The 19,962-nt window shown below is 72.5% G+C and carries 17 protein-coding genes and 1 tRNA gene; 11 read left to right on the plus strand and 7 right to left on the minus strand.

Annotated features, from left to right (window positions below; translation table 11 throughout):
• From ACIBCJ_RS32385 to ACIBCJ_RS32400, 4 genes are all read left to right on the plus strand, one after another.
• Positions 1 to 98, plus strand: a 98-nt coding sequence (locus ACIBCJ_RS32385; protein WP_365981396.1) for a glycerophosphodiester phosphodiesterase family protein, incomplete at its 5' end; no start/stop codon positions are given.
• A gap of 144 nt (positions 99 to 242) precedes the next feature.
• Complete coding sequence (locus ACIBCJ_RS32390; RefSeq protein WP_362104826.1) at positions 243 to 587, plus strand: hypothetical protein; 345 nt, start codon at positions 243 to 245, stop codon at positions 585 to 587.
• A 184-nt stretch (positions 588 to 771) separates the two neighbouring features.
• On the plus strand, positions 772 to 2,931 hold the full coding sequence (locus ACIBCJ_RS32395; RefSeq protein WP_365981318.1) for a SpoIIE family protein phosphatase: 2,160 nt from the start codon (positions 772 to 774) through the stop codon (positions 2,929 to 2,931).
• Positions 2,928 to 3,599 carry a CBS domain-containing protein gene (locus ACIBCJ_RS32400; protein WP_362104832.1) on the plus strand — a complete coding sequence of 224 codons (672 nt, stop codon included), beginning with the start codon at positions 2,928 to 2,930 and terminating at the stop codon, positions 3,597 to 3,599. Before ACIBCJ_RS32395 ends, ACIBCJ_RS32400 begins: the two co-directional genes overlap by 4 nt.
• Positions 3,600 to 3,828: 229 nt before the next feature.
• On the opposite strand, the gene ACIBCJ_RS32405 is transcribed toward ACIBCJ_RS32400, so the two are convergent.
• From ACIBCJ_RS32405 to ACIBCJ_RS32425, 5 genes are all read right to left on the minus strand, one after another.
• A complete protein-coding gene (locus ACIBCJ_RS32405; RefSeq protein ID WP_365981319.1) occupies positions 3,829 to 6,048 on the minus strand; it encodes an MMPL family transporter in 2,220 nt (739 codons plus the stop codon).
• 335 nt (positions 6,049 to 6,383) lie between these two features.
• Positions 6,384 to 7,484, minus strand: coding sequence for a winged helix DNA-binding domain-containing protein (locus ACIBCJ_RS32410; RefSeq protein WP_365981320.1), 1,101 nt, complete (start codon positions 7,482 to 7,484; stop codon positions 6,384 to 6,386).
• Positions 7,481 to 7,633 carry a hypothetical protein gene (locus ACIBCJ_RS32415; protein WP_365981321.1) on the minus strand — a complete coding sequence of 51 codons (153 nt, stop codon included), beginning with the start codon at positions 7,631 to 7,633 and terminating at the stop codon, positions 7,481 to 7,483. Before ACIBCJ_RS32415 ends, ACIBCJ_RS32410 begins: the two co-directional genes overlap by 4 nt.
• A 379-nt stretch (positions 7,634 to 8,012) precedes the next feature.
• A tRNA-Gly gene (locus tag ACIBCJ_RS32420) sits at positions 8,013 to 8,087 on the minus strand.
• Positions 8,088 to 8,152: 65 nt separating this feature from the next.
• Positions 8,153 to 9,361, minus strand: coding sequence for a Cmx/CmrA family chloramphenicol efflux MFS transporter (locus ACIBCJ_RS32425; RefSeq protein WP_365981397.1), 1,209 nt, complete (start codon positions 9,359 to 9,361; stop codon positions 8,153 to 8,155).
• A 390-nt stretch (positions 9,362 to 9,751) separates the two neighbouring features.
• Here ACIBCJ_RS32425 and ACIBCJ_RS32430 point away from each other — a divergent pair, with 390 nt between their 5' ends.
• Together ACIBCJ_RS32430 and ACIBCJ_RS32435 are read left to right on the plus strand one after the other, a co-directional pair.
• Positions 9,752 to 10,333: a sugar O-acetyltransferase gene (locus ACIBCJ_RS32430; protein ID WP_365981322.1), complete on the plus strand. Its 582-nt coding sequence runs from the start codon at positions 9,752 to 9,754 to the stop codon at positions 10,331 to 10,333.
• Between the two features lie 10 nt (positions 10,334 to 10,343).
• Positions 10,344 to 10,925 carry a TetR family transcriptional regulator gene (locus ACIBCJ_RS32435; RefSeq protein WP_362104847.1) on the plus strand — a complete coding sequence of 194 codons (582 nt, stop codon included), beginning with the start codon at positions 10,344 to 10,346 and terminating at the stop codon, positions 10,923 to 10,925.
• 49 nt (positions 10,926 to 10,974) lie between these two features.
• On the opposite strand, the gene ACIBCJ_RS32440 is transcribed toward ACIBCJ_RS32435, so the two are convergent.
• Together ACIBCJ_RS32440 and htpG are read right to left on the minus strand one after the other, a co-directional pair.
• Entirely contained in the window at positions 10,975 to 12,273 is a 1,299-nt protein-coding gene (locus ACIBCJ_RS32440; protein ID WP_365981323.1) for a YeeE/YedE family protein, read from the minus strand.
• A 351-nt stretch (positions 12,274 to 12,624) separates the two neighbouring features.
• Positions 12,625 to 14,529: a molecular chaperone HtpG gene (gene htpG / locus ACIBCJ_RS32445; RefSeq protein ID WP_362104853.1), complete on the minus strand. Its 1,905-nt coding sequence runs from the start codon at positions 14,527 to 14,529 to the stop codon at positions 12,625 to 12,627.
• Between the two features lie 243 nt (positions 14,530 to 14,772).
• Here htpG and ACIBCJ_RS32450 point away from each other — a divergent pair, with 243 nt between their 5' ends.
• The 5 genes from ACIBCJ_RS32450 to ACIBCJ_RS32470 all read left to right on the plus strand — a co-directional run bounded on the left by ACIBCJ_RS32450 (position 14,773) and on the right by ACIBCJ_RS32470 (position 19,933).
• Positions 14,773 to 15,648 carry an SGNH/GDSL hydrolase family protein gene (locus tag ACIBCJ_RS32450; RefSeq protein ID WP_365981324.1) on the plus strand — a complete coding sequence of 292 codons (876 nt, stop codon included), beginning with the start codon at positions 14,773 to 14,775 and terminating at the stop codon, positions 15,646 to 15,648.
• A 30-nt stretch (positions 15,649 to 15,678) separates the two neighbouring features.
• Entirely contained in the window at positions 15,679 to 16,635 is a 957-nt protein-coding gene (locus ACIBCJ_RS32455; RefSeq protein ID WP_365981325.1) for a DJ-1/PfpI family protein, read from the plus strand.
• Positions 16,636 to 16,758: 123 nt separating this feature from the next.
• On the plus strand, positions 16,759 to 17,757 hold the full coding sequence (gene gap, locus ACIBCJ_RS32460; protein WP_362509101.1) for a type I glyceraldehyde-3-phosphate dehydrogenase: 999 nt from the start codon (positions 16,759 to 16,761) through the stop codon (positions 17,755 to 17,757).
• 49 nt (positions 17,758 to 17,806) lie between these two features.
• Positions 17,807 to 18,304: a peptidylprolyl isomerase gene (locus ACIBCJ_RS32465; protein ID WP_362104865.1), complete on the plus strand. Its 498-nt coding sequence runs from the start codon at positions 17,807 to 17,809 to the stop codon at positions 18,302 to 18,304.
• Between the two features lie 150 nt (positions 18,305 to 18,454).
• Positions 18,455 to 19,933, plus strand: a complete 1,479-nt coding sequence (locus ACIBCJ_RS32470; protein WP_362104868.1) for a glutamate-cysteine ligase family protein — start codon at positions 18,455 to 18,457, stop codon at positions 19,931 to 19,933.
• The last annotated feature ends 29 nt before the right edge of the window (positions 19,934 to 19,962 follow it).

Below are 19,962 nucleotides of genomic sequence, written 5' to 3' on the forward strand. Positions count from 1 at the left end.
TCTGGACCGTCGACGAACCCGGCGCCATCCGCACCATGACCGCCCTCGGCGTCGACGGCATCATCACCGACTACCCCCAAACCCTCACCCAGCGGTGACGGGGAACGGACGAACCGGCGCTTGCGCGCGCCGCCCGATCGGACGTTGACGGTCGGTTCGGCGCAGGGTCGTGCCGCTCCGGGTACCCGGTGGTCCCGGTGACCCGGGAAAGCGGCCCCGACCCAGGAGAGCGGCACACCACGATGTATGACCAGACGCGCGCACAGCAGCCCCCGGACCAGGACCAGCGCCGCATCGAGCGCCGTCCCGCGGCAGCGGAGTCTCTTCTGCCGTCTGCGGACCGGGACGCCGTCATGGACCGCCTGCGCAAGGCCCTCAACACCTTCGCCGACGCTCCGCACGACGCTCTGGAGGAGGCCGAGGCCGCCTTCGACGACGCCGCGGGCCACCTGGCGAAGGCCCTCGCGGAACGGCGCCGCTCCCTGCACGAGAGCTGGCAGGACCAGGACCCCGAGACGCACGCCGAGGAACTGCGGCTCGCGCTGCGGCAGTACCGGGAGATCACGCAACGGCTGATGCGCACCTGACAGGCGCGTCCAGGGGCCGGGGCGGGGGCGGGACGGCCTGCGGGGCCGACTCCGGCAGACGTGGCGCTTCCCCCGTACGCTCGCGTGCCGTGACAGCCGTACGGGCGTAGTGTCCAGGTATGGGTGATGTTCGGTGTGGCCGGCGTCGGGCAGCCCTGTCGGCGCCGAAGCGGGCGGACGGCTGATGGACTCCGCGCTGGCCGCGGTGGTGCGGGCGAGCGGTGCGTACGGCGGACTCCTGTACGTACTGCCACCCGGCGATGACGCGATGTGGCAGGTCCTGGTCACCGGGGTGCCGCAGGAGATGGCCGCGCCCTGGCGGCGGGTGGGGCTCCGGGACCCGATGCCCGTCGCGGACGCGGTCCGTGAACGCCGCCTGACGTGGGCCGGTGGCCGGGAGGAGATGGCGCGCGAGTATCCGCGGGTGGCGCTCGTCCTGCCGTACGACTTCGGCCTGGCGGCCGCGCCGCTCGTCTCGGGCACCGCCGTCCGGGGCGGTCTGGTGCTGATGTGGCCGGGGAATCATCCGGCGCGGCTGAGCGACGCCGAAGAGGACGTCATCCTGGCGGGCTGCCGGCGGCTCGGTGACTGCCTGCAGCGGGCCCTGGACCGCGGCGACCCGCTGCTGCCCCCCGACCGGCCCAGGACGCTGCCGCCGCCGGCCCCGCGCGCGCCCTCGCGTACCGAGGCGGCCGGGCTGTCCGCCTTCGTGGACCGTCTGCCCGGCGGCTCCTGTGCGCTGGACCTGGACGGGCACCTCACCTTCGTCACCCCCGGGGCGGCCGAGCTGCTCGGCGTCGACCGGGCTGTGCTGTTGGGCGCGCTGCCGTGGGAGGCGCTGCCCTGGATGGACGTGCCGCACGTCGAGGACCGCTACCGGGCCGCGCTGGTCAGCCGCAGACCGCAGGCGTTCACGGTGCTGCGCCCGCCCGCGACGTGGCTGACCTTCGAGCTGTACCCGGACGCCACCGGGCTGAGCGTCCGCATCACCCCCGGCAGTCCGGACGGGCAGGCACCCCCTTCCCGGGCCGTACAGTCCTCGGGGCCCAGCCGCGCCACCGTGCTCTACCACCTGATGCACCTGGCCTCCACCCTGACCGAGGCGGTCGGCGTGCAGGACGTGGTGGAGCAGACCGCCGACCAGCTGATGCCGGCCCTGGGGGCCCAGGGCATGGTGGTGATGGTCGCGGAGGACGGACACCTCAAGATCGTCGGACAGCGCGGTTACCGCCCCACGCTCCTGCAACCCTTCGACCAGGCCCCCCTGACCTCGGCCGACCCCGGCGCCGACGTCATGACCACCGGCGTCCCCGGGTTCTGGTCGACGTTCGACGAACTCCACGAGGCCTATCCCGCCGTGGCCCACGAGGACGGGATGGCCGCGTGGGCCGTGCTGCCGCTGATCGCCTCCGGCCGGCCCATCGGCTCGCTCCTGCTCGCCTATCGGCGGCCCCACGTCTTCCCGCCCGCCGAGCGGGCCGCCCTCACCTCGCTGGCCGGCCTGGTCGGGCAGGCCCTGGACCGCGCCCGGCTCTACGACGCCAAGCACGACCTGGCGCACCGTCTGCAGTCCGCCCTGCTCCCCCACACCCTCCCCCACGTGTCCGGCCTCGGCGTGGCCGCCCGCTATCTGCCGGCGGCCCGCGGCCTGGGCATCGGCGGCGACTTCTACGACGTCATCCGCCTCGACGAGCACACGGCGGCTGTCACGATCGGCGACGTGCAGGGCCACAACGTGGACGCCGCGGCGCTCATGGGGCAGGTCCGCACCGCCGTGCACGCCCACGCCACCGTGGGCGCGCCCCCCGGTGACGTGCTGACCCGCACCAACCGCCTGCTCACCGACCTGGACCCCGGTCTGTTCACCAGCTGCGCCTACGTCCACCTCGACCTCGCCACGCACCACGCCTGCGTGGCACTCGCCGGCCACCCCCCTCCCCTGCTGCGTCACGCCGACGGGCGTGTCGAACCCCTCCGCGTGCCGCCCGGCCTGCTGCTGGGCATCGAGCCGGACACCGTGTACCCCGCGCTGGAGTTCCCCCTGCCGCCCGGCTGCGTGCTCGCGCTCTACACCGACGGGCTCGTCGAGGCGCCCGGAGTCGACCTCGACGACGCGATCGCGGCTCTGGGCGGGCTGCTGGAAAGCGGTGATCCCGGCGATCTCGACGCCATGGCCGACACCCTCATCCGGCACGCGCCCACCCCGGGCGACGACATCGCCCTGGTCCTCGTCAGTCCCCGGGCGTCGGCGGGGCACTCCGGGGGCGGGCCGATCGTTTTCCCGGGCAAGAAGGACGGACGCCGGTCGAAGCGGACCGGCAGCGGAGGAGAAGACCCTTCATGAGACACCAGAGGGTGCGCGATCTGATGAGCGGCGCCGTGGTCCGCGTGCAGCGGGGCACACCGTTCAAGGAGATCGCCCACCTGCTGCTGGAGTACGACATCACGGCGGTGCCGGTCGTGGACGCGGACAACCGCCCCGTGGGGGTGGTGTCGGAGGCCGACCTGTTGCAGAAGATGTGGGGTCAGGAGCCCGACGGTTCCCCGGAGCACGCCGAGCGGTCCCGGGTCCCGGCCGGGAAGGCGGACGCCACCGACGCGGCCGGGCTCATGACCTCGCCGGCGCGCTGCGCCCGGGAGGACTGGAGCGTCGTGGACGCCGCCCGGGTGATGGCGCGGCACCGCATCAAGCGGCTGCTGGTCGTCGACGAGGACGGGCGGCTTGCCGGGGTCGTCAGCCGCAGCGACCTGCTGCGGGTCTTCCTGCGCACGGACCGCGCGATCCGCACCGAGATCATCGAGGAGGCCCTGGTCAAGGCGCTCGGTCTGGCTCCCTCGTCGGTGCAGGTGGACGTGGCGCACGGCCATGTGGTGCTCAGCGGCCGGCTTCCGGAGCATGTGTCCGCCCCGCTCCTCGAGGAGCACTGCCGGAGTGTGGACGGCGTCGTCGCCGTGGAGTTCCGGCCGGCCGGCGAGGCAGGCGCCGAGGACCCCGCGGCCGTCGGCTCCTGACCCGTGGCCGTCGGCTCCGCACCCGTGGGGATCGGCTCCCGGCCCCTCGCCGGGTGGTGGGGTCATGGGCGGCATCTTCCGTGTCGCGCCGCCGCTCACGGCGAGCGACGACGAGATCGTCCGGGGCGTCGCCGTTCCCGGCCAGGGAATGGGGGACGCCGCCGGGGACCTGTGACGGCGGCCCCGGCGACCTGGGCTTCCAGGTCACCGGGGCCGCCCGGGGCGGGTGTCAGACTCCGGCCGTCTCCGGCTCCCGGGTGGGCTCCGGGGGCGTGGCGGTGTCGCCGAGTTCCCGGTGGAGCTTCTCGCCCTCGACGTCGACGTTCGGCAGGAGGCGGTCCAGCCACCTGGGCAGCCACCACGCCTTGGTGCCGAGCAGGGCGAGCACCGCGGGCACGATGGCCATACGGACCACGAAGGCGTCGAAGAGGACAGCGATCGCGAGGCCGAAGCCCATCATCTTGATCATGGCGTCGTTCTCCAGGATGAAGCCGGAGAAGACGCTGATCATGATGATCGCGGCGGCCGCGACGACCCGGCCGCCGTGGGTGAAGCCCGTGGTGACGGAGTCGGCGGCGGACTCGCCGTGGACGTAGGCCTCCCGCATGCGGGTGACGAGGAAGACCTCGTAGTCCATGGCCAGGCCGAAGACCACGCCGATCATGAAGATGGGCATCATCGACATGATCGGGCCCGGCTGGTCCACTCCGAACACGTCCGCGAGCCAGCCCCACTGGAAGACCGCGACCACCGCGCCGAGCGCCGCGGCCACCGACAGCAGGAAGCCGAGGGCCGCCTTCAGCGGGACGAGGACGGAGCGGAAGACCAACATCAGGAGCAGGAAGGCGAGACCGACGACCAGGGCCAGGTAGGGGACGAGCGCGTCGTCCAGGGTCTGCGAGAAGTCGATCGTCATCGCGGTCGCACCGGTGACCAGCATGGTCGCGCCCGTGTCGGTCCTGATGTCGCCGGACAGCGAACGGATGTCGTGCACCAGCGACTCGGTGGCCGTGTCGCTCGGGCCGGTCTTCGGCACCACGGTGAGGACGGCGGTGTCGCCCTCCTCGTTGAAGTCGGCCGGAGTGACGGCCGCCGCCTCGCCCAGTGCGGTGATCTTCTTGCCGACGGTTTCGGCGGCGGCCTCGGGGTCGTCCGCGCCGCGCGCGTCGACGGTGACCATCAGCGGGCCGTTGAATCCGGCCCCGAAGGACTCGGACAACATGTCGTAGGCCTTGCGCTGGGTGGTGTCGGGGGCCGAACTGCCCTCGTCGGGCAGACCCAGTTCCATGCCGGCGGCCGGCACCGCGATCACCCCGAGGCCGAGGACCGCGGTCAGCAGGACGGTGACCGGGCGGCGCAGGACGAAGCGGGCCCAGCGGGTGCCGAGCCGCGGCTTCGCGGAGGATGCCCGGGTCCGGGCGGGAGCCTTCCGGTCCCGGCGGCTGAGCGCCTTCCTGCCGGCGAAACCGAGCAGCGCCGGGGTGAGGGTGAGGGCGATCAGTACGGCGATGCCGACCGTGCCCGCCGCGGCCAGACCCATCTTGGTGAGGATCGGGATGTTGACGATCGTGAGCCCGGCCAGGGCCACCACGACGGTCAGCCCGGCGAAGACGACCGCGGAGCCCGCGGTGCCGACCGCGCGCCCGGCCGCTTCCTCCGGGGCGCGCCCCTCGGCTATCTCGGCCCGGTAGCGCGAGACGATGAACAGGGCGTAGTCGATGGCGACCGCGAGGCCGATCATCATGGCGAGCGTGGAGGTGGTGGCGGACAGCTCCAGCGTGCTGCCGAGCGCCCCGATGGCGGAGATGCCGATGCCCACCCCGATGATCGCCGAGAGCAGCGGCATGCCGGCCGCGACCAGTGAGCCGAAGGTCAGCAGGAGCACGACCGCGGCGACTCCGATGCCGATCAGCTCGGCGGTGCCGCCCATCTCCTGCTCGGCCACGACCGCGTCGCCGCCGGTCTCGACGGTGTAACCGCCCTCGCGTGCGTGGTCGGTGGCGGCGGTGAGCGAGTCGCGTGCCTCGTCGGTCAGTTCCATCGCGTTGACCTTGTAGGTCACGGACGCGTACGCGGTGGTGCCGTCCTTGCTGACGGCATTGCCCTTGAACGGGTCGGCCACCGAGGCGACCTGCGGGCCTGCCTTCAGGTCGGCGACCAGGCCCTCGACCTGGTCCTTGCCGGCCGGGTCGGAGATCTTGCCACCCTCGGGCGCGCGGATCACGACGCGAGCGGTGGCACCCTCCGCGCTGGCGGCCGGGAACTGCTCGTCGAGCAGGTCGAATGCCTTCTGGGACTCGGTGCCCGGCATGGAGAAGGAGTCTTCGGGCGGGGCGGGCGCGGCGGACGACGCGACGCCGGCGCCCACGAGTATGGCCACCCAGAGCAGGGCGACCAGGCCGCGGCGCCGGAACGCCCTCCGGCCGAGACGATAGAGAAACGTAGCCACCTTGGACCAATCCGTCGGGTTGCGGGCAGGACGAAGACCCGGCACATGGGGGGAAGGCGGAGGCGCTGACCGGGGTACACATCCATGCTCGCCCGGGGTTCCCGGCGTTTGATCCGACCCTGGGTCTGGACCGGCGTACTGCGCCGGGTGTAGTGGGGACTCGGGCCCCTCTCCCTCTGGTGTAGCTCCCGAAGATGGATGTACGCCGCATTTCGTTGCCGCGGGCAGCGGTCACCGGGGCGCGGGAGGCTGACCTCCTCTTCGGGGCCGGCCACCGCATCGGTGCCACGGGAAGCAGGCGGAACGGGCCCGGCGCCCGGCCGGGCCGTTCGTGCTCAGGAAGGCGCCGCCGCGACCCGGACCCGGCCGCCCTCGCCGTCGGAGAGGAAGGCCGCCAGGGCCGCCCCCTCCTCCGCGACCTCGGCGCGCTCCGCCCGGGTGAGCCGGCGCAGCGGGGTCACGGTCACCGTGCCGTCCGCCACCGTCCAGGTCGCGCCGACCCGGCCGTCGACGAGGACGAGGCGGGCGCCGGTGACCGACAGTCCGCGGTGCGCGTCGTCGATGACGCGGCCGCGGTCCTGGTAGCCGAGGACCGCGTTGTCGAACGCCGGCAGGAACCGCGGCGGCGCGGGAGTGCCGGGGTCGGGGCGGGGCGCGTCGGGCAGGTCCAGCAGTTCCCGGCCGCGCTCGTCGCGGAAGGAGACCAGTTCCCCGCGCACCGCCGCGACCGCGGCGGGCAGCCCCGCCAGACCGCACCAGGCGCGCAGGTCCGCCGAGGCGGCCGGCCCGAACGCGGCGAGGTAGCGCCGCACCAGCGCCGCGCCGACCGGATCGGTGCCCGGCGGGGCCGGCGGGTCGACCTCGCGGCCCAGCCAGGCCGCGACCGGGGCGTTGCGCACCCCGGCTCGGGTGCGCCACAGACCGCGCGGCGGCAGCTGCACCATGGGGATGAGCGCGGCGACCAGCATCTCCCCCAAGGCCCGCGGTGCCGCGTCCGGCCAGCGCCCGGCGACCGCCCGGGCCAGCTCGCCCATCGAGCGGGGTTCGCCGTCGGCCAGGACCGCCCGGCCGGCCGCGGCGAGTTCGTCGAGGTCGACCCCTGCCAGCTCGCGGCGGTAGGTGCCGAGGACGCGTCCGCGCAGCATGGCGTCATGGCGCGACCGCCAGGCCAGCATGTCGTCGGCGGTGACCAGGTGGACGGTGCGGCGCATCAGGTGGGTGCGCACCACCCGCCGACCGGTCAGCAGGTCCGAGAGCGTTCCGGGCGCGAAGTCGCGCAGCCGCGACCACAGGCCGACGAACGGCTCCTGCGGCTCCTGCGCCTGCAGGCCGCCGAGGTGTGCCACGACGTCCAGGACCGGGCGGTCGGCGCGGGCGAGCAGCATCTGTCGGGCGAGTGCCGCCCGGTTCAGCGCCCGCGCGTCGAGCACGCTCACGCGGTGTACTCGCTCACGACGTCGAGTACCGAGGTGACGCCGAAGCGGTCCCGCGGCATGCCGAGGAGAGGCGCCCACCGGGGGGAGAAGGTGAGGGCCTCACGGGCGTCACCACGGAAGTTCGGTTGGGTCACGGCTTTGCCGGTCACGGCGGGCTCCTTGCCTCGTGGAAGCTGCGGGAAGCGAGGGGGCGGTCCGCGGGAGCGGGCCGTCCGTGGGGCCGGTCGGCCCCGCTGCGCCCACTCTGCTCCGGATAGAGGTCAGGTTCTGGCCGCCATGGGTACGAGTCCCGGGGTTCCGAAGGGTCCGCCGACCGGTCCTGCGGGAGATGATCCGTACTCCACCTGCCCGCCGCCGCCGTGTCCCCGCGCACCGGGAACGGGACCGTCGACGAACTCGGCCCGGAAATCTGCCGGTTCACTCTCGGGGCCCTGGTCGTGGTCGTCGCCGGCCGCTGCTTTCTGCCGCTGCGGCAAGGCCGCCGCCGGGCCCGCGGCCCGGAGGGCGGAGCCGCGTTCGGGGAAGGGGGGCGGGGCGACCGGATTCGAACCGACGTCCTCCGAGATGGCATCGCGGCGCACTACCTCTGTGCTACGACCCCGCCCCTTGCCGATGATCGTAAACGAAGCCGGCCCGGACGCCCAGCAGTTGTCCGCGCCCGGCCGGCATCACACCCGCTGGGACAGGTCCACGCTCGCGGACTCGGTGGCCATCGCCCCCGTCACGACGCGCGACCGGCTGTGCAGCCGCAGCGATGCGGCGACGAAGGCGATCGCGACCAGGGTCATCGCGGCGCCCGCCCAGGCGGTTGCGGCGTACCCGAAGTCCGCGTCGATCACGGTGCCGCCGAGCCACGGGCCGCCGGTGTTGCCCAGGTTGAACGCGGCGGTCGTGGTGGCACCGGCGAGGGTGGGCGCGGCGCCGGCGACGTTGAACATGCGGGCGTTGAGCGCGGGCGCCGTGTAGAACGCGGAGACGCCGAGCAGCAGCGACAGGACGATCACGGCGGCCGGGCTGGAGGCGAACAGCGCGAGGGCGGCCAGCAGGACCGTCGAGGCGGTGATGCCGGAGAGCAGGACGCCGAACAAGTGCGCGTCGGCGACCCGGCCGCCGATCGTCGTCCCGATCAGCGCGCCGACGCCGAACAGCGCGAGGACGGTCGGGACCCAGCCGTCCGCCAGTCCGGCCACGTCGGTGAGCAGCGGCGCGAGATAGGAGAAGGCGCAGAACACGCCTCCGGCGGCGAGCGCGGTCACGACGATGGACAGCCAGACCTGACGGTCCCGGTAGATGGCCAGCTCGCCCCGCAGCCGGGGCCGCCGCTCGGGCAGCGGAATGCGGGGGATCAGAGTCACCACGCCGACGAGCGCGACGGCGGACGCGCCGCCCACGGCCCAGAACGCGGACCGCCAGCCCAGGTGTTCGCCGAGGAACGCGCCCGCGGGGACGCCCAGCACGTTGGCGATGGACAGTCCGCCGATCATCACGGCCATCGCGCGGGCCCGGGCGGTCACCGGCACCATGGCGATGGCCACGGCCGCGCCCACGGCCCAGAAACCGGCGCAGGCGAGCGCGCTGACGACCCGGGAGACGAACAGCACCTCGTAGCTCGTCGCGAGTGCGCCCGCGACCTGGCCGAGACCGAACACCGTGATCAGCGCGACCAGGGTGGTCTTGCGCGGCAGGCGCAGGGTCGCGACGGCGAGCAGCGGCGCGCCGACCACCATGCCGATCGCGAAGGCCGATATCAGCAGCCCGGCTCGCGGGATCGACACGTCCATGTCGTCGGCGATGGGCGGCAGCAGCCCGGAGAGCATGAACTCGCTGGTACCGAGCGCGAAGACGGACAGGCCGAGGATGTAGACGGCCAGCGGCATGCGGCCGGCCGTGGACCGTGGGGAAGAGTCGGGCATGACAGGTGTCAACGGAGCCCCGCTTCCGGCCATTCCCACGGTCCGCCCCGTCTCACGATGCGGCTGCCGCGCCGACCGCTGCAGGCGCACGACGAAGCCCTTTCGATTCGGTGCGTCGACGAACGGGCCACGGGTGCGGGACCGGGCGAGGGCATCGACATCGGCATCGGCATCGGCATCGGCACGACAGCTGCTTCAGGGGGCGGTGAGGAGTCGCTTCCACCGAAACCCCGTGACGGCGGCTGCGCAAGCGATCCCTCCTGCGCCCGGCGCCTGCGAGCAGCCGGGCGGGAGGAACGGGCGGCACGGGACGAGAGTGTACGTTCGTACGCTCGACGGGGTACGATCGGACGCATGCCGACGGACCACTTCGCGGGCGACTCCCGCACGAACCTCGAACGCATGCTGGCGGGCGACCTGTACGTCGCCGACGACCCGGAGATCGCCCGCAGGCAGCAGCGGGCCGTGCGGCTGGCCGCCCGCTACCAGGCGGCGTACGCGGAGGACGCGGAGACCGCGCGACCGCTTCTGGACGAGCTGCTCGGCTCCCTGGGCGCCGAGGCGCACGTACGGCCGCCGCTGTACGTCGACTACGGCAGCAACATCACCGTCGGGGCTCGCACCTTCGTCAACTACAACCTGACGGCACTGGACGTCGCGGCCATCACCATCGGCGAGGACTGCCAGATCGGGCCGAACGTCCAGTTGCTCACCCCCACGCACCCCCTGGAGCCCGGTCCTCGCCGGGACAAGCTGGAGGCGGCCCGCCCCATCGTCATCGGCGACAACGTCTGGCTCGGCGGGGGCTCGATCGTCCTGCCCGGCGTGACCATCGGGGACAACGCGGTGATCGGAGCCGGTGCGGTCGTCACGAAGGACGTGCCGGCGAACGTCGTGGCCGTCGGCAACCCCGCCCGGCCGGTGCGGAACCTGTGAGTCCGCTCCCATGGCAACCGGACACACGGATCCGCAGCGGCGGGAGCGCATCCTCGCGGCCACCCTCGACCTGATCGCCGAGGAGGGCATCGCACGCGTCTCCCACCGCAGGATCGCGCAGCGCGCAGGGGTGCCGCTCGGCTCGATGACGTACCACTTCAGCGGTATGGAGCAGGTGCTGCGGGAGGCCTTCGGCCGCTTCACCGACCACATCGTCGCGATCTTCGACGCGCACCTCGGCGCCGCCGCCGACCGCGACCAGGCCCGGGAGGCGGTGGCCGACCTCGTGCACGAGCTGTCCGAGGACAGCCGGCGCGACCTGGTGCTGACCCAGGAGCTCTACACGCTCGCCGCGCGGCAGCCCGCCTACCGGGAGCTGACCCACGAGTGGATGCGCCGCAGCCGCGTCCACCTGGAGAAGCACTTCGACCCGGACACGGCCCGCCAGCTCGACGCCCTCATCGAGGGTCTGACCCTGCACCGGGCCCTGGCCCGTGAGCCGCACGACCGTGCGCTCACCGTGGAGGCCATCGCCCGGGTCACCCGCACGGAGCGGGGCGCCGCCGAGGAGCGCGGGGCACGAACCCCCTAGCGGCCCGTGCGGCACAGGCCTGACCCCTGTGCCGCACGGGCGTCCCCCGTCAGCAGACGCCGTCGCCCGGCTTGGGGTTGCCCAGGCCGAACAGCGGCCGCAGTTTGAGGCCCACCCAGGTGCCGGCCAGCGCGAACGCACCCCACAGCCAGCCGCTGAGGCTGCCGGAGGCGATGCCCGCCAGGTAGGCGCCGATGTTGCAGCCCCCGGCCAGTCGGGCGCCGACGCCCATCAGGATGCCGCCGAGCACCGCCGCCAGCGCGGTGCGCCAGGGGATGCCGCGGTGCAGCGCCCAAGTACCGCCGAGCGAGGCGGCGACGGCTGCGCCGATCATGATGCCGATGTCGGTGAGGCTGGTCTTGTCGGCGAGGACGGAGCCGGACAGCATCTCGGCGTTGCCGGGCCGCTGCCACCAGGACCAGTTCTCCGGATGACCGCCGAGCGCGCCCACCAGCTCCGAGCCCCACAGGCTGAAGGCGCTGGTGACGCCCCAGGCGCCGCCGGAGACCAGGAGCACGCCCGCACCGAGCACGGCCAGCGCCAGGGCGCCCGCGGCCAGGGGCCAGGAACCGCGGACGGCCCGGACCGCCGCCCGGCGCGCCGAGGGGACGGCCCCGAGCGGGGGCGGGTTGCGGCGGGCCTGAACACGCCGACTGACCAGTACCACCAGGAGCAGCGCGGCGACGGTGACGCCCCAGGAGCCGAACCAGCCGATGTGGTCCGCCAGCACGACGGGCTCCCAGGCCGGGAGGTCCTTCCACAGGTCGAACTGCCAGGCGGCCAGCGTGGCGCCGGCGACGAAGCCGCCCAGCGTCAGCACGATCGACGTCTGTCCCGAGCCGACGGCGAAGAGGGTGCCCGAGGCGCAGGCGCCGCCGAGCTGCATGCCGACGGCGAAGAGCGCCGAGCCGGCGAACAGGCCGACGCCGATCGGTCCGGCGGACGGCGCGGGCTGTGAGCCGAACAACCCGGTCCCCGTGCCGATGACCAGCGCGAACAGGGTGGCGGTGGTGCCGAGGAGCAGGGCGTGTGCCCGCAGTCCCGTTCCGTTGCCGACGGCGACCAGCTGCCGCCAGGCTGAGGTGAAGCCGAAGCGGGAGTGGAAGAGGGCGACGCCCAGGCCGAGGCCGAGCAGGAGCAGCACGCCGGGCTCGGCGCCGTGCGCGGACCACACGTACGCGGTGAGGGCGGCGGCGAGCAGCCCGGACACGACGAGCGGGGTGCGCCGCACCGGAGGCAGGGGCGGTGCCTTCGGACGTGCCGAGGAGGTCGGCGAGGGAGCGAACAGCGGGGCGGGCGCGCGCGGCGGCGCGGCCGGGGACGACCCGGCGGGGGGTGCGGTGGTCACGGAAGGATCTCCGGGGTGGTGTGCACGGGGACGGCGGACACTGGCGGACCGGCGGCGCGGGGAGCGCGGCCGGCCCGGGGCTCAGTGGCGACAGAGGCCGTCGTCGACGCACCACGCCGAGTTCGCGAAGAGCGCGAGGCACAGCAGCGGAGCCGATGCATACATGCGTGCGAATATACGGAGTGATGCGCTCCGGATGCCATTCCGTCTCGCCATGCGGATGGCGCGAGGCCCGGAGCCCCGGTCCTCCCGTGTACGGGGCCCGGGCCGCGAGGCCGTGTCCTCTCGTGCACGGACGAGGCCCCGGGCGCAGCCGCCGCGGGGCCTCGTGCCGTGACCGGCCGTATCCGCCTACAGGGTGCGCTCCAGGCGGTCCGCCATCAGCTGCACGAACCGGGCGGGCTCCTTCGGCCGGCCTCCCTCGGCGAGCACCGCGAGGGCGTGCAGCAGTTCGGCGGTCTCGGTGAGCTCGGCGCGGTCCCGCTGGTCGGTCCAGGCCCGGTTCAGGGTCTTCACCAGCTGGTGCTCCGGGTTGAGCTCGAGGATCCGCTTGGCGCTGGGCACCTCCTGGCCCATCGCGCGGTACATGTTCTCCAGGGCGGGCGTCAGCTCACCCGCGTCGGAGACGACGCAGGCCGGCGAGACGGTGAGGCGGGAGGAGAGGCGGACCTCCTTGACGTCCTCGCCCAGGTGCTCGGTCATCCAGCCGAGCAGCCCGGCGTACTCCTCGCCCTGCTTCTCCTTCTCGGCGTCGCTCTTGTCGCCCTCGGTGCCGGCGAGGTCGATCTCGCCCTTGGCCACCGAGCGCAGCGTCTTGCCCTCGTACTCCCCCACCGCGTCGACCCAGACCTCGTCGACGGCGTCGGTGAGCAGGAGGACCTCGACGCCCTTGGCCCGGAACGCCTCCATGTGCGGGGAGTTCTCGATGGCCTGCCGGGACTCGCCCGTCATGTAGTAGATGTCGTTCTGCCCCTCCTTCATCCGCTCCACGTAGCCCTTGAGCGCGGTGGGCTCCTCGGCGTCGTGCGTGGAGGCGAACGAGCAGGCGGCGAGGAGGGCGTCCCGGTTCTCGGAGTCGGTCACCAGGCCTTCCTTGAGCACCGCGCCGAACTCGCGCCAGAACGTGGCGTAGCGCTCCGGCGCCGACGTCCTGAGGTCCTTGACCGTCGAGAGGACCTTCTTGGTCAGGCGGCGCTGGATCATGCGGATGTGGCGGTCCTGCTGGAGGATCTCGCGCGAGACGTTGAGCGAGAGGTCCTGCGCGTCGACGACGCCCTTGACGAAGCGGAGGTAGGGCGGCAGCAGTTCCTCGCAGTCGTCCATGATGAAGACGCGCTTCACGTAGAGCTGGACGCCGCGCCGGTAGCCCTGGGTGAACAGGTCGTGCGGGGCGTGCGAGGGCACGAAGAGCAGGGCCTGGTACTCGAAGGTGCCCTCCGCCTGGAGGCGGATCGTCTCCAGCGGGTCGCGCCAGTCGTGGGCGATGTGCTTGTACAGCTCGTGGTACTCGTCGTCGGACACCTCGTCACGCGGGCGTGCCCACAGGGCCTTCATCGAGTTGAGCGTCTCGGCCTCGCGGGCCTCGGCGGCGTCGTCCCCGCCCCGCTCCGGCAGCAGGCGGACCGGCCAGGTGATGAAGTCCGAGTACCGCTTGACGATCTCCCTGATCTTCCACTCGGAGGTGTAGTCGTGGAGCTGGTTCTCGGAGTCGGCCGGCTTGAGGTGCAGGGTGACCGCGGTGCCCTGCGGTGCCTCCGGGATCCGCTCCAGGGTGTAGGTGCCCTCGCCGCGCGAGGTCCAGCGGGTGCCCTCGGTCTCACCGGCGTGCCGGGTGACCAGGGTGACCTCGTCCGCGACCATGAAGCCCGAGTAGAACCCGACGCCGAACTGGCCGATGAGCCCGTCGGCCCCGGCCGCGTCCTTGGTCTCGCGCAGCTCTTCGAGGAACTTGGCGGTGCCCGAGTTGGCGATCGTGCCGATCAGCCGGGTGACCTCGTCGTACGACATGCCGATGCCGTTGTCCCGCACGGTCAGCGTGCGGGCCTCCTTGTCGGCCTCCAACTCGATGTGCAGATCGCTCACGTCGGCGCCGGGCACGTCGTCGCGCAGGGCGGCGAGGCGCAGCTTGTCCAGCGCGTCGGAGGCGTTGGAGACGAGCTCGCGCAGGAAGACATCCTTGTTCGAGTAGACGGAGTGAATCATCAGCTGGAGCAGCTGACGTGCCTCTACCTGGAACTCAAACGTTTCGGTCGACATGGCTGGTGAGTACCTCACAGGTCCGTCGTGCGGCTGGCGGAAGTCACTTTAGAACAGCCCCGGCCCGCCCAGGGCTGCCGTCGGCCGGCCGTCCTGCGCGTCGACGGCCTCTTCCGGCCACTCCGTCGGGCCGCGGGAAGTTCCGTCAACATCGTTGACTTCGAGTCAACAGCCCTGCACATTACTTAAAAGTAGAACCGCCCGGTAACTCCAGCTGCCGCCCTCCTCGAGAAGAGAGAGCACATGCCGAAGCACGCCCTTCGCCGTGTCATGACCGCGACAGCCGCCGCCGTCGGCACGCTCGCCCTCGGCCTCACGGACGCCACCGCCCACGCCACGCCCGCCGCGCTCGACTACGTGGCCCTGGGCGACAGTTACAGCGCCGGCTCGGGCGTTCTGCCCGTCGACCCCACCAACCTGCTCTGTCTGCGCTCGACGGCCAACTACCCCCACGTCGTCGCGGCCGCCACCGGCGCCCGCCTCAAGGACGTCACCTGCGGAGCCGCCCGGACCGCCGACTTCACCCAGGCCCAGTACCCGGGCGTCGCCCCGCAGGTGGACGCGCTCGGCGACGGCACCGACCTGGTCACGCTCACCATCGGCGGCAACGACAACGGCACGTTCATCAACGCCATCACCGCCTGCGGCACGGCCGGTGTCCTCAGCGGCGGAAAGGGCAGTCCCTGCAAGGACAAGCACGGCACGTCCTTCGACGACGAGATCGAGAACAACACCTACCCCGCCCTCAAGGCCGCGCTGCTCGACGTCCGCGCCAAGGCCCCGAACGCACGCGTGGCGGCCCTCGGCTACCCGTGGATCACCCCGGCCGCCGCCGATCCGTCCTGCTTCGTGAAGCTGCCACTCGCCTCCGGCGACGTCCCCTACCTGCGGGCCATCCAGGCGCACCTCAACGACGCGGTCCGGCGCGCCGCCGAGGAGACCGGCACCACCTACGTGGACTTCTCCCAGGTGTCCGAGGGACACGACGCCTGCGAGGCCCCGGGCACCCGCTGGATCGAACCGCTCCTGTTCGGCCGCAGCCTCGTTCCCGTGCACCCCAACGCCCTCGGCGAGCGGCGCATGGCCGAACACACGATGGACGTCCTCGGCCTGAACTGACCCCGCGCTCCCCCGCCGTACCCTTCTCCCGTGCCGTCCTCCCGCCTGCGCCGCGTCGCCGTCCTCGTGCTCGAAGGCGCGAAACCCCTCGACGTCGGCATCCCGGCGCAGGTGTTCACGACACGCGCGAGCATGCCGTACGAGGTGCGGGTGTGCGGCGCCGCACCCGGCCTGGTGACCGGCGGGGACGGCCTGTCGTACCACGTCGCCCACGGCCTGGAGGCCCTGGCCTGGGCCGACGTGGTCTTCCTCCCCGGCTACCGGTCCCCCGACGTCGACGATCCGCCGCCCGCGGTCATCGACGCGCTCACGGCGGCCCACGACCGGGGCGCCCGGCTCGCCGCGATCTCCACCGGGGCGTTCGCGCTCGCCGCCACGGGTCTGCTCGACGGCAGACGGGCCACCACGCACTGGCACTACACGCGGGCGCTCGCGGCCAAGCACCCGCACGTACGGGTGGACGAGAACGTGCTGTTCGTGGACGAGGGCAGCGTCCTGACGTCCGCGGGCGCCGCCTCCGGCATCGACCTGTGCCTGCACATCCTGCGCGGTGATCTCGGGGTCGCCGCGTCGAACCACGCGGCCCGCCGCCTGGTGGCGGCCCCCTACCGCAGCGGCGGACAGGCCCAGTACGTGCCGCGCAGCGTGCCCGAGCCGCTGGGCGAGCGCTTCGCCGCCACCCGCGAGTGGGCACTGCGCAGGCTCGGTGAGCCGCTCACCCTTCAGGCCCTGGCCCGGCACGCCGCCGTGTCGGCACGTACCCTCTCGCGGCGCTTCGTCGAGGACACCGGGTACACCCCGATGCAGTGGATCATGCGCGCCCGTATCGACATGGCCCGTGAGCTGCTCGAACGCTCCGAGCGCGGCGTCGAGCAGATCGCCGCCGACGTCGGTCTCGGCACCGGCGCGAACCTGCGGCTGCACTTCCAGCGCATCCTCGGCACCACCCCCAGCGAGTACCGCCGCACCTTCGCCCAAGGCGAGTGACCGCACCTGCCGGCCTGGCGTGATCCTTGCGAACCGTGGCACTCACGCCGCTGCCGCCCGCGTCCGGCGCGCGGGAGTCTGGGTGGTGAAGGACCTGGTGGAGAACGAAGGGACACCCCACTCATGACTCGCATCGGCATCAACGGTTTCGGCCGCATCGGGCGCAACGTGCTGCGTGCGCTGCTGGAGCGCGACACGAAGCTCGAAGTCGTCGCCGTCAACGACCTCACGGAGCCCGCCACCCTGGGCCGCCTGCTCGCCTTCGACTCCACGGCGGGCCGGCTCGGCCGCCCGGTGACCGTCGACGGCGACACGCTGGTCGTCGACGGCCACCGCATCAAGGTGCTCGCCGAGCGCGAGCCGGCCCGGCTGCCCTGGGCCGAGCTGGGCGTCGACATCGTGCTGGAGGCGACCGGCCGCTTCACCTCCGCCGACGCCGCCCGCGCCCACCTCACCGCGGGCGCCCGCAAGGTCCTGGTCAGCGCCCCGTCCAGCGGCGCCGACGTGACGCTCGCGTACGGCGTGAACACGGACGCCTACGACCCGGCGGCGCACACGATCGTCTCCAACGCCTCCTGCACCACCAACGCCCTCGCGCCGCTCGCCGCGGTCCTCGACGAGCTGGCCGGCATCGAGCACGGCTTCATGACGACGGTGCACGCCTACACGCAGGAGCAGAACCTCCAGGACGGGCCGCACCGTGACGCGCGCCGCGCCCGCGCCGCCGGGGTGAACATCGTGCCGACCACGACGGGCGCCGCCAAGGCGATCGGCCTGGTGCTGCCGGGCCTCGACGGCAAGCTGTCGGGCGACTCGATCCGCGTGCCGGTCCCGGTGGGCTCGATCGTCGAGCTGAACACCACGGTCGCCCGCGACGTGACGCGCGAGGACGTCCTGGCCGCCTACCGCGCCGCCGCCGAAGGACCGCTCGCCGGGGTGCTGGAGTACTCGGAGGACCCGCTGGTCTCCTCCGACATCACGGGCAACCCGGCCTCCTCGATCTTCGACTCGGCGCTGACCCGGGTGGACGGCCGGCACGTCAAGGTGGTGGCCTGGTACGACAACGAGTGGGGTTTCTCGAACCGCGTGATCGACACCCTCGGGCTGCTCGCCACACGCTGAACGGGCAGCCGGTTCGGCATCACCGGGGGTCACAGGTCACAATGGTGCGATGAGCAATTCCAAGGTTTACTTCGACATCGACATCGACGGCCAGGATGCGGGCCGCATCGTCTTCGAGCTCTTCGAGGACGTCACCCCCAAGACCGCCAAGAACTTCATCGAGCTGGCCACCGGCGAGCACGGCTTCGGCTACGCGGGTTCCCCGTTCCACCGCGTGATCCCGCAGTTCATGCTCCAGGGCGGTGACTTCACCGCGGGCAACGGCACCGGCGGCAAGAGCATCTACGGCGAGAAGTTCGCGGACGAGAACTTCCAGCTGAAGCACGGCGAGCCGTACCTGCTCTCGATGGCCAACGCGGGTCCGAACACCAACGGCTCGCAGTTCTTCATCACCACCGTGCCCACCCCCTGGCTGGACGGCAAGCACGTCGTCTTCGGCAAGGTCGTCGAGGGCACGGACGTGGTCGACACGATCGAGGGCTACGGCTCCTCCCCGGCGGGCAAGACCTCCAAGAAGATCTCGGTGCGCGCGTCCGGCAAGCTGTAAGACCTGATCAGCCCTTTGCGGGCTGAACCCGCGGGGGTCCGTCGCACACGGTGCGGCGGGCCCCCGTTCCCGTTCCGTCTGGTGGGGTCCGCCCAGTGGTGCGACGCTGGGGTGGAGGAGCGTCCGAGGAAGGCAACCCCGGGAGGACCGATGGGACGGGACGTCCCGGCGCTGGTCTTCACCCGCGAGGACCGCCGCCGGTACCGGATCAAGATGCAGGAGTGCCTCGACGCCTTCGCGCAGATGCTGCGCGAGTCACGGTTCGAGACCGAGCGGCCCCAGGTCGGGCTGGAGATCGAGCTGAACCTGGTCGACGACCGGGGTGAACCGGCGATGCGCAACAGCGACGCGCTCGAAGCGATCGCGGACCCCGCCTGGTCCACCGAGCTGGGCCGCTTCAACCTGGAGATCAACATCCCGCCCCGGCAGCTGACGGCGGGCGGTCCCGACGCCTGGGAGACCGAGATCCGCGCCGCCCTGAACCACGCCGAGGACCGGGCCTCCTCGGTCGGCGCCCATCTGATCATGGTCGGCACCCTGCCCACGCTGCGTCAGTCCGACGTGGGCGAGGCGGCCCTGTCGGAGAACCCGCGCTACCGGCTGCTCAACGACCAGGTGTTCGCGGCCCGGGGCGAGGACCTGCACATCGAGGTGGACGGCGTCGACCGCCTGCGGACCTACGCGGACACCATCACGCCCGAAGCGGCCTGCACCAGCACGCAGTTCCACCTCCAGGTCGCCCCGGAGGATTTCCCCGCCTACTGGAACGCCGCCCAGGCCATCGCCGGAGTCCAGGTCGCTCTCGCGGCCAACTCGCCCTTCCTGCTCGGCAAGGAGCTGTGGCACGAGAGCCGCATCCCGCTGTTCGAGCAGGCCACCGACACCCGGCCGCAGGAGATCAAGGCGCAGGGGGTCAGGCCCCGGGTGTGGTTCGGGGAGCGGTGGATCAACAGCGTCTTCGACCTGTTCGAGGAGAACCTCCGCTACTTCCCGGCGCTGCTGCCCCTGTGCGACGAGCAGGACCCCGCCGAGACCCTCGACCGCGGCGACATCCCCGAACTGGGCGAGCTCACCCTCCACAACGGCACCATCTACCGCTGGAACCGGCCCGTCTACGCCGTGGCTCACGACAAGCCGCACGTCCGGGTGGAGAACCGGGTCCTGCCCGCGGGCCCGACGGTCGCCGACACGCTCGCCAACGGCGCCTTCTACTACGGGCTCACCCGGGCCCTGGTGGAGGAGGAGCGGCCGGTGTGGTCGCGGATGTCGTTCTCGGTCGCCGAGGACAATCTGCACACCGCCGCCCGGCACGGCATCGAGGCGCACCTGTATTGGCCCGGAGCGGGCGAGGTGACCGTACCCGAGCTGGTCCTGCGCCGGTTGCTGCCGCTGGCGCACCGGGGTCTGGAGCTGTCGGGCATGGACTCCGCCTGGCGGGAGCCGCTGCTCGGCATCATCGAGCAACGCTGCGTCACCGGGCGCAACGGGGCGGTCTGGCAGAAGGAGATGTTCCACCACCTCGACGCCACCGCCCGTCCCGGCCGCCACGAGGCGCTGCGCCGGATGACCCGGCAGTACATGGACTACATGCATCTCAACGCCCCGGTGCACACCTGGCCGGTCGACTGACGTTCCAGGGATCAGGGAGGCGACACAGC

Origin of the sequence: Streptomyces sp. NPDC051136, from assembly GCF_044455745.1 — a bacterium.
Lineage (GTDB): Bacteria > Actinomycetota > Actinomycetes > Streptomycetales > Streptomycetaceae > Streptomyces.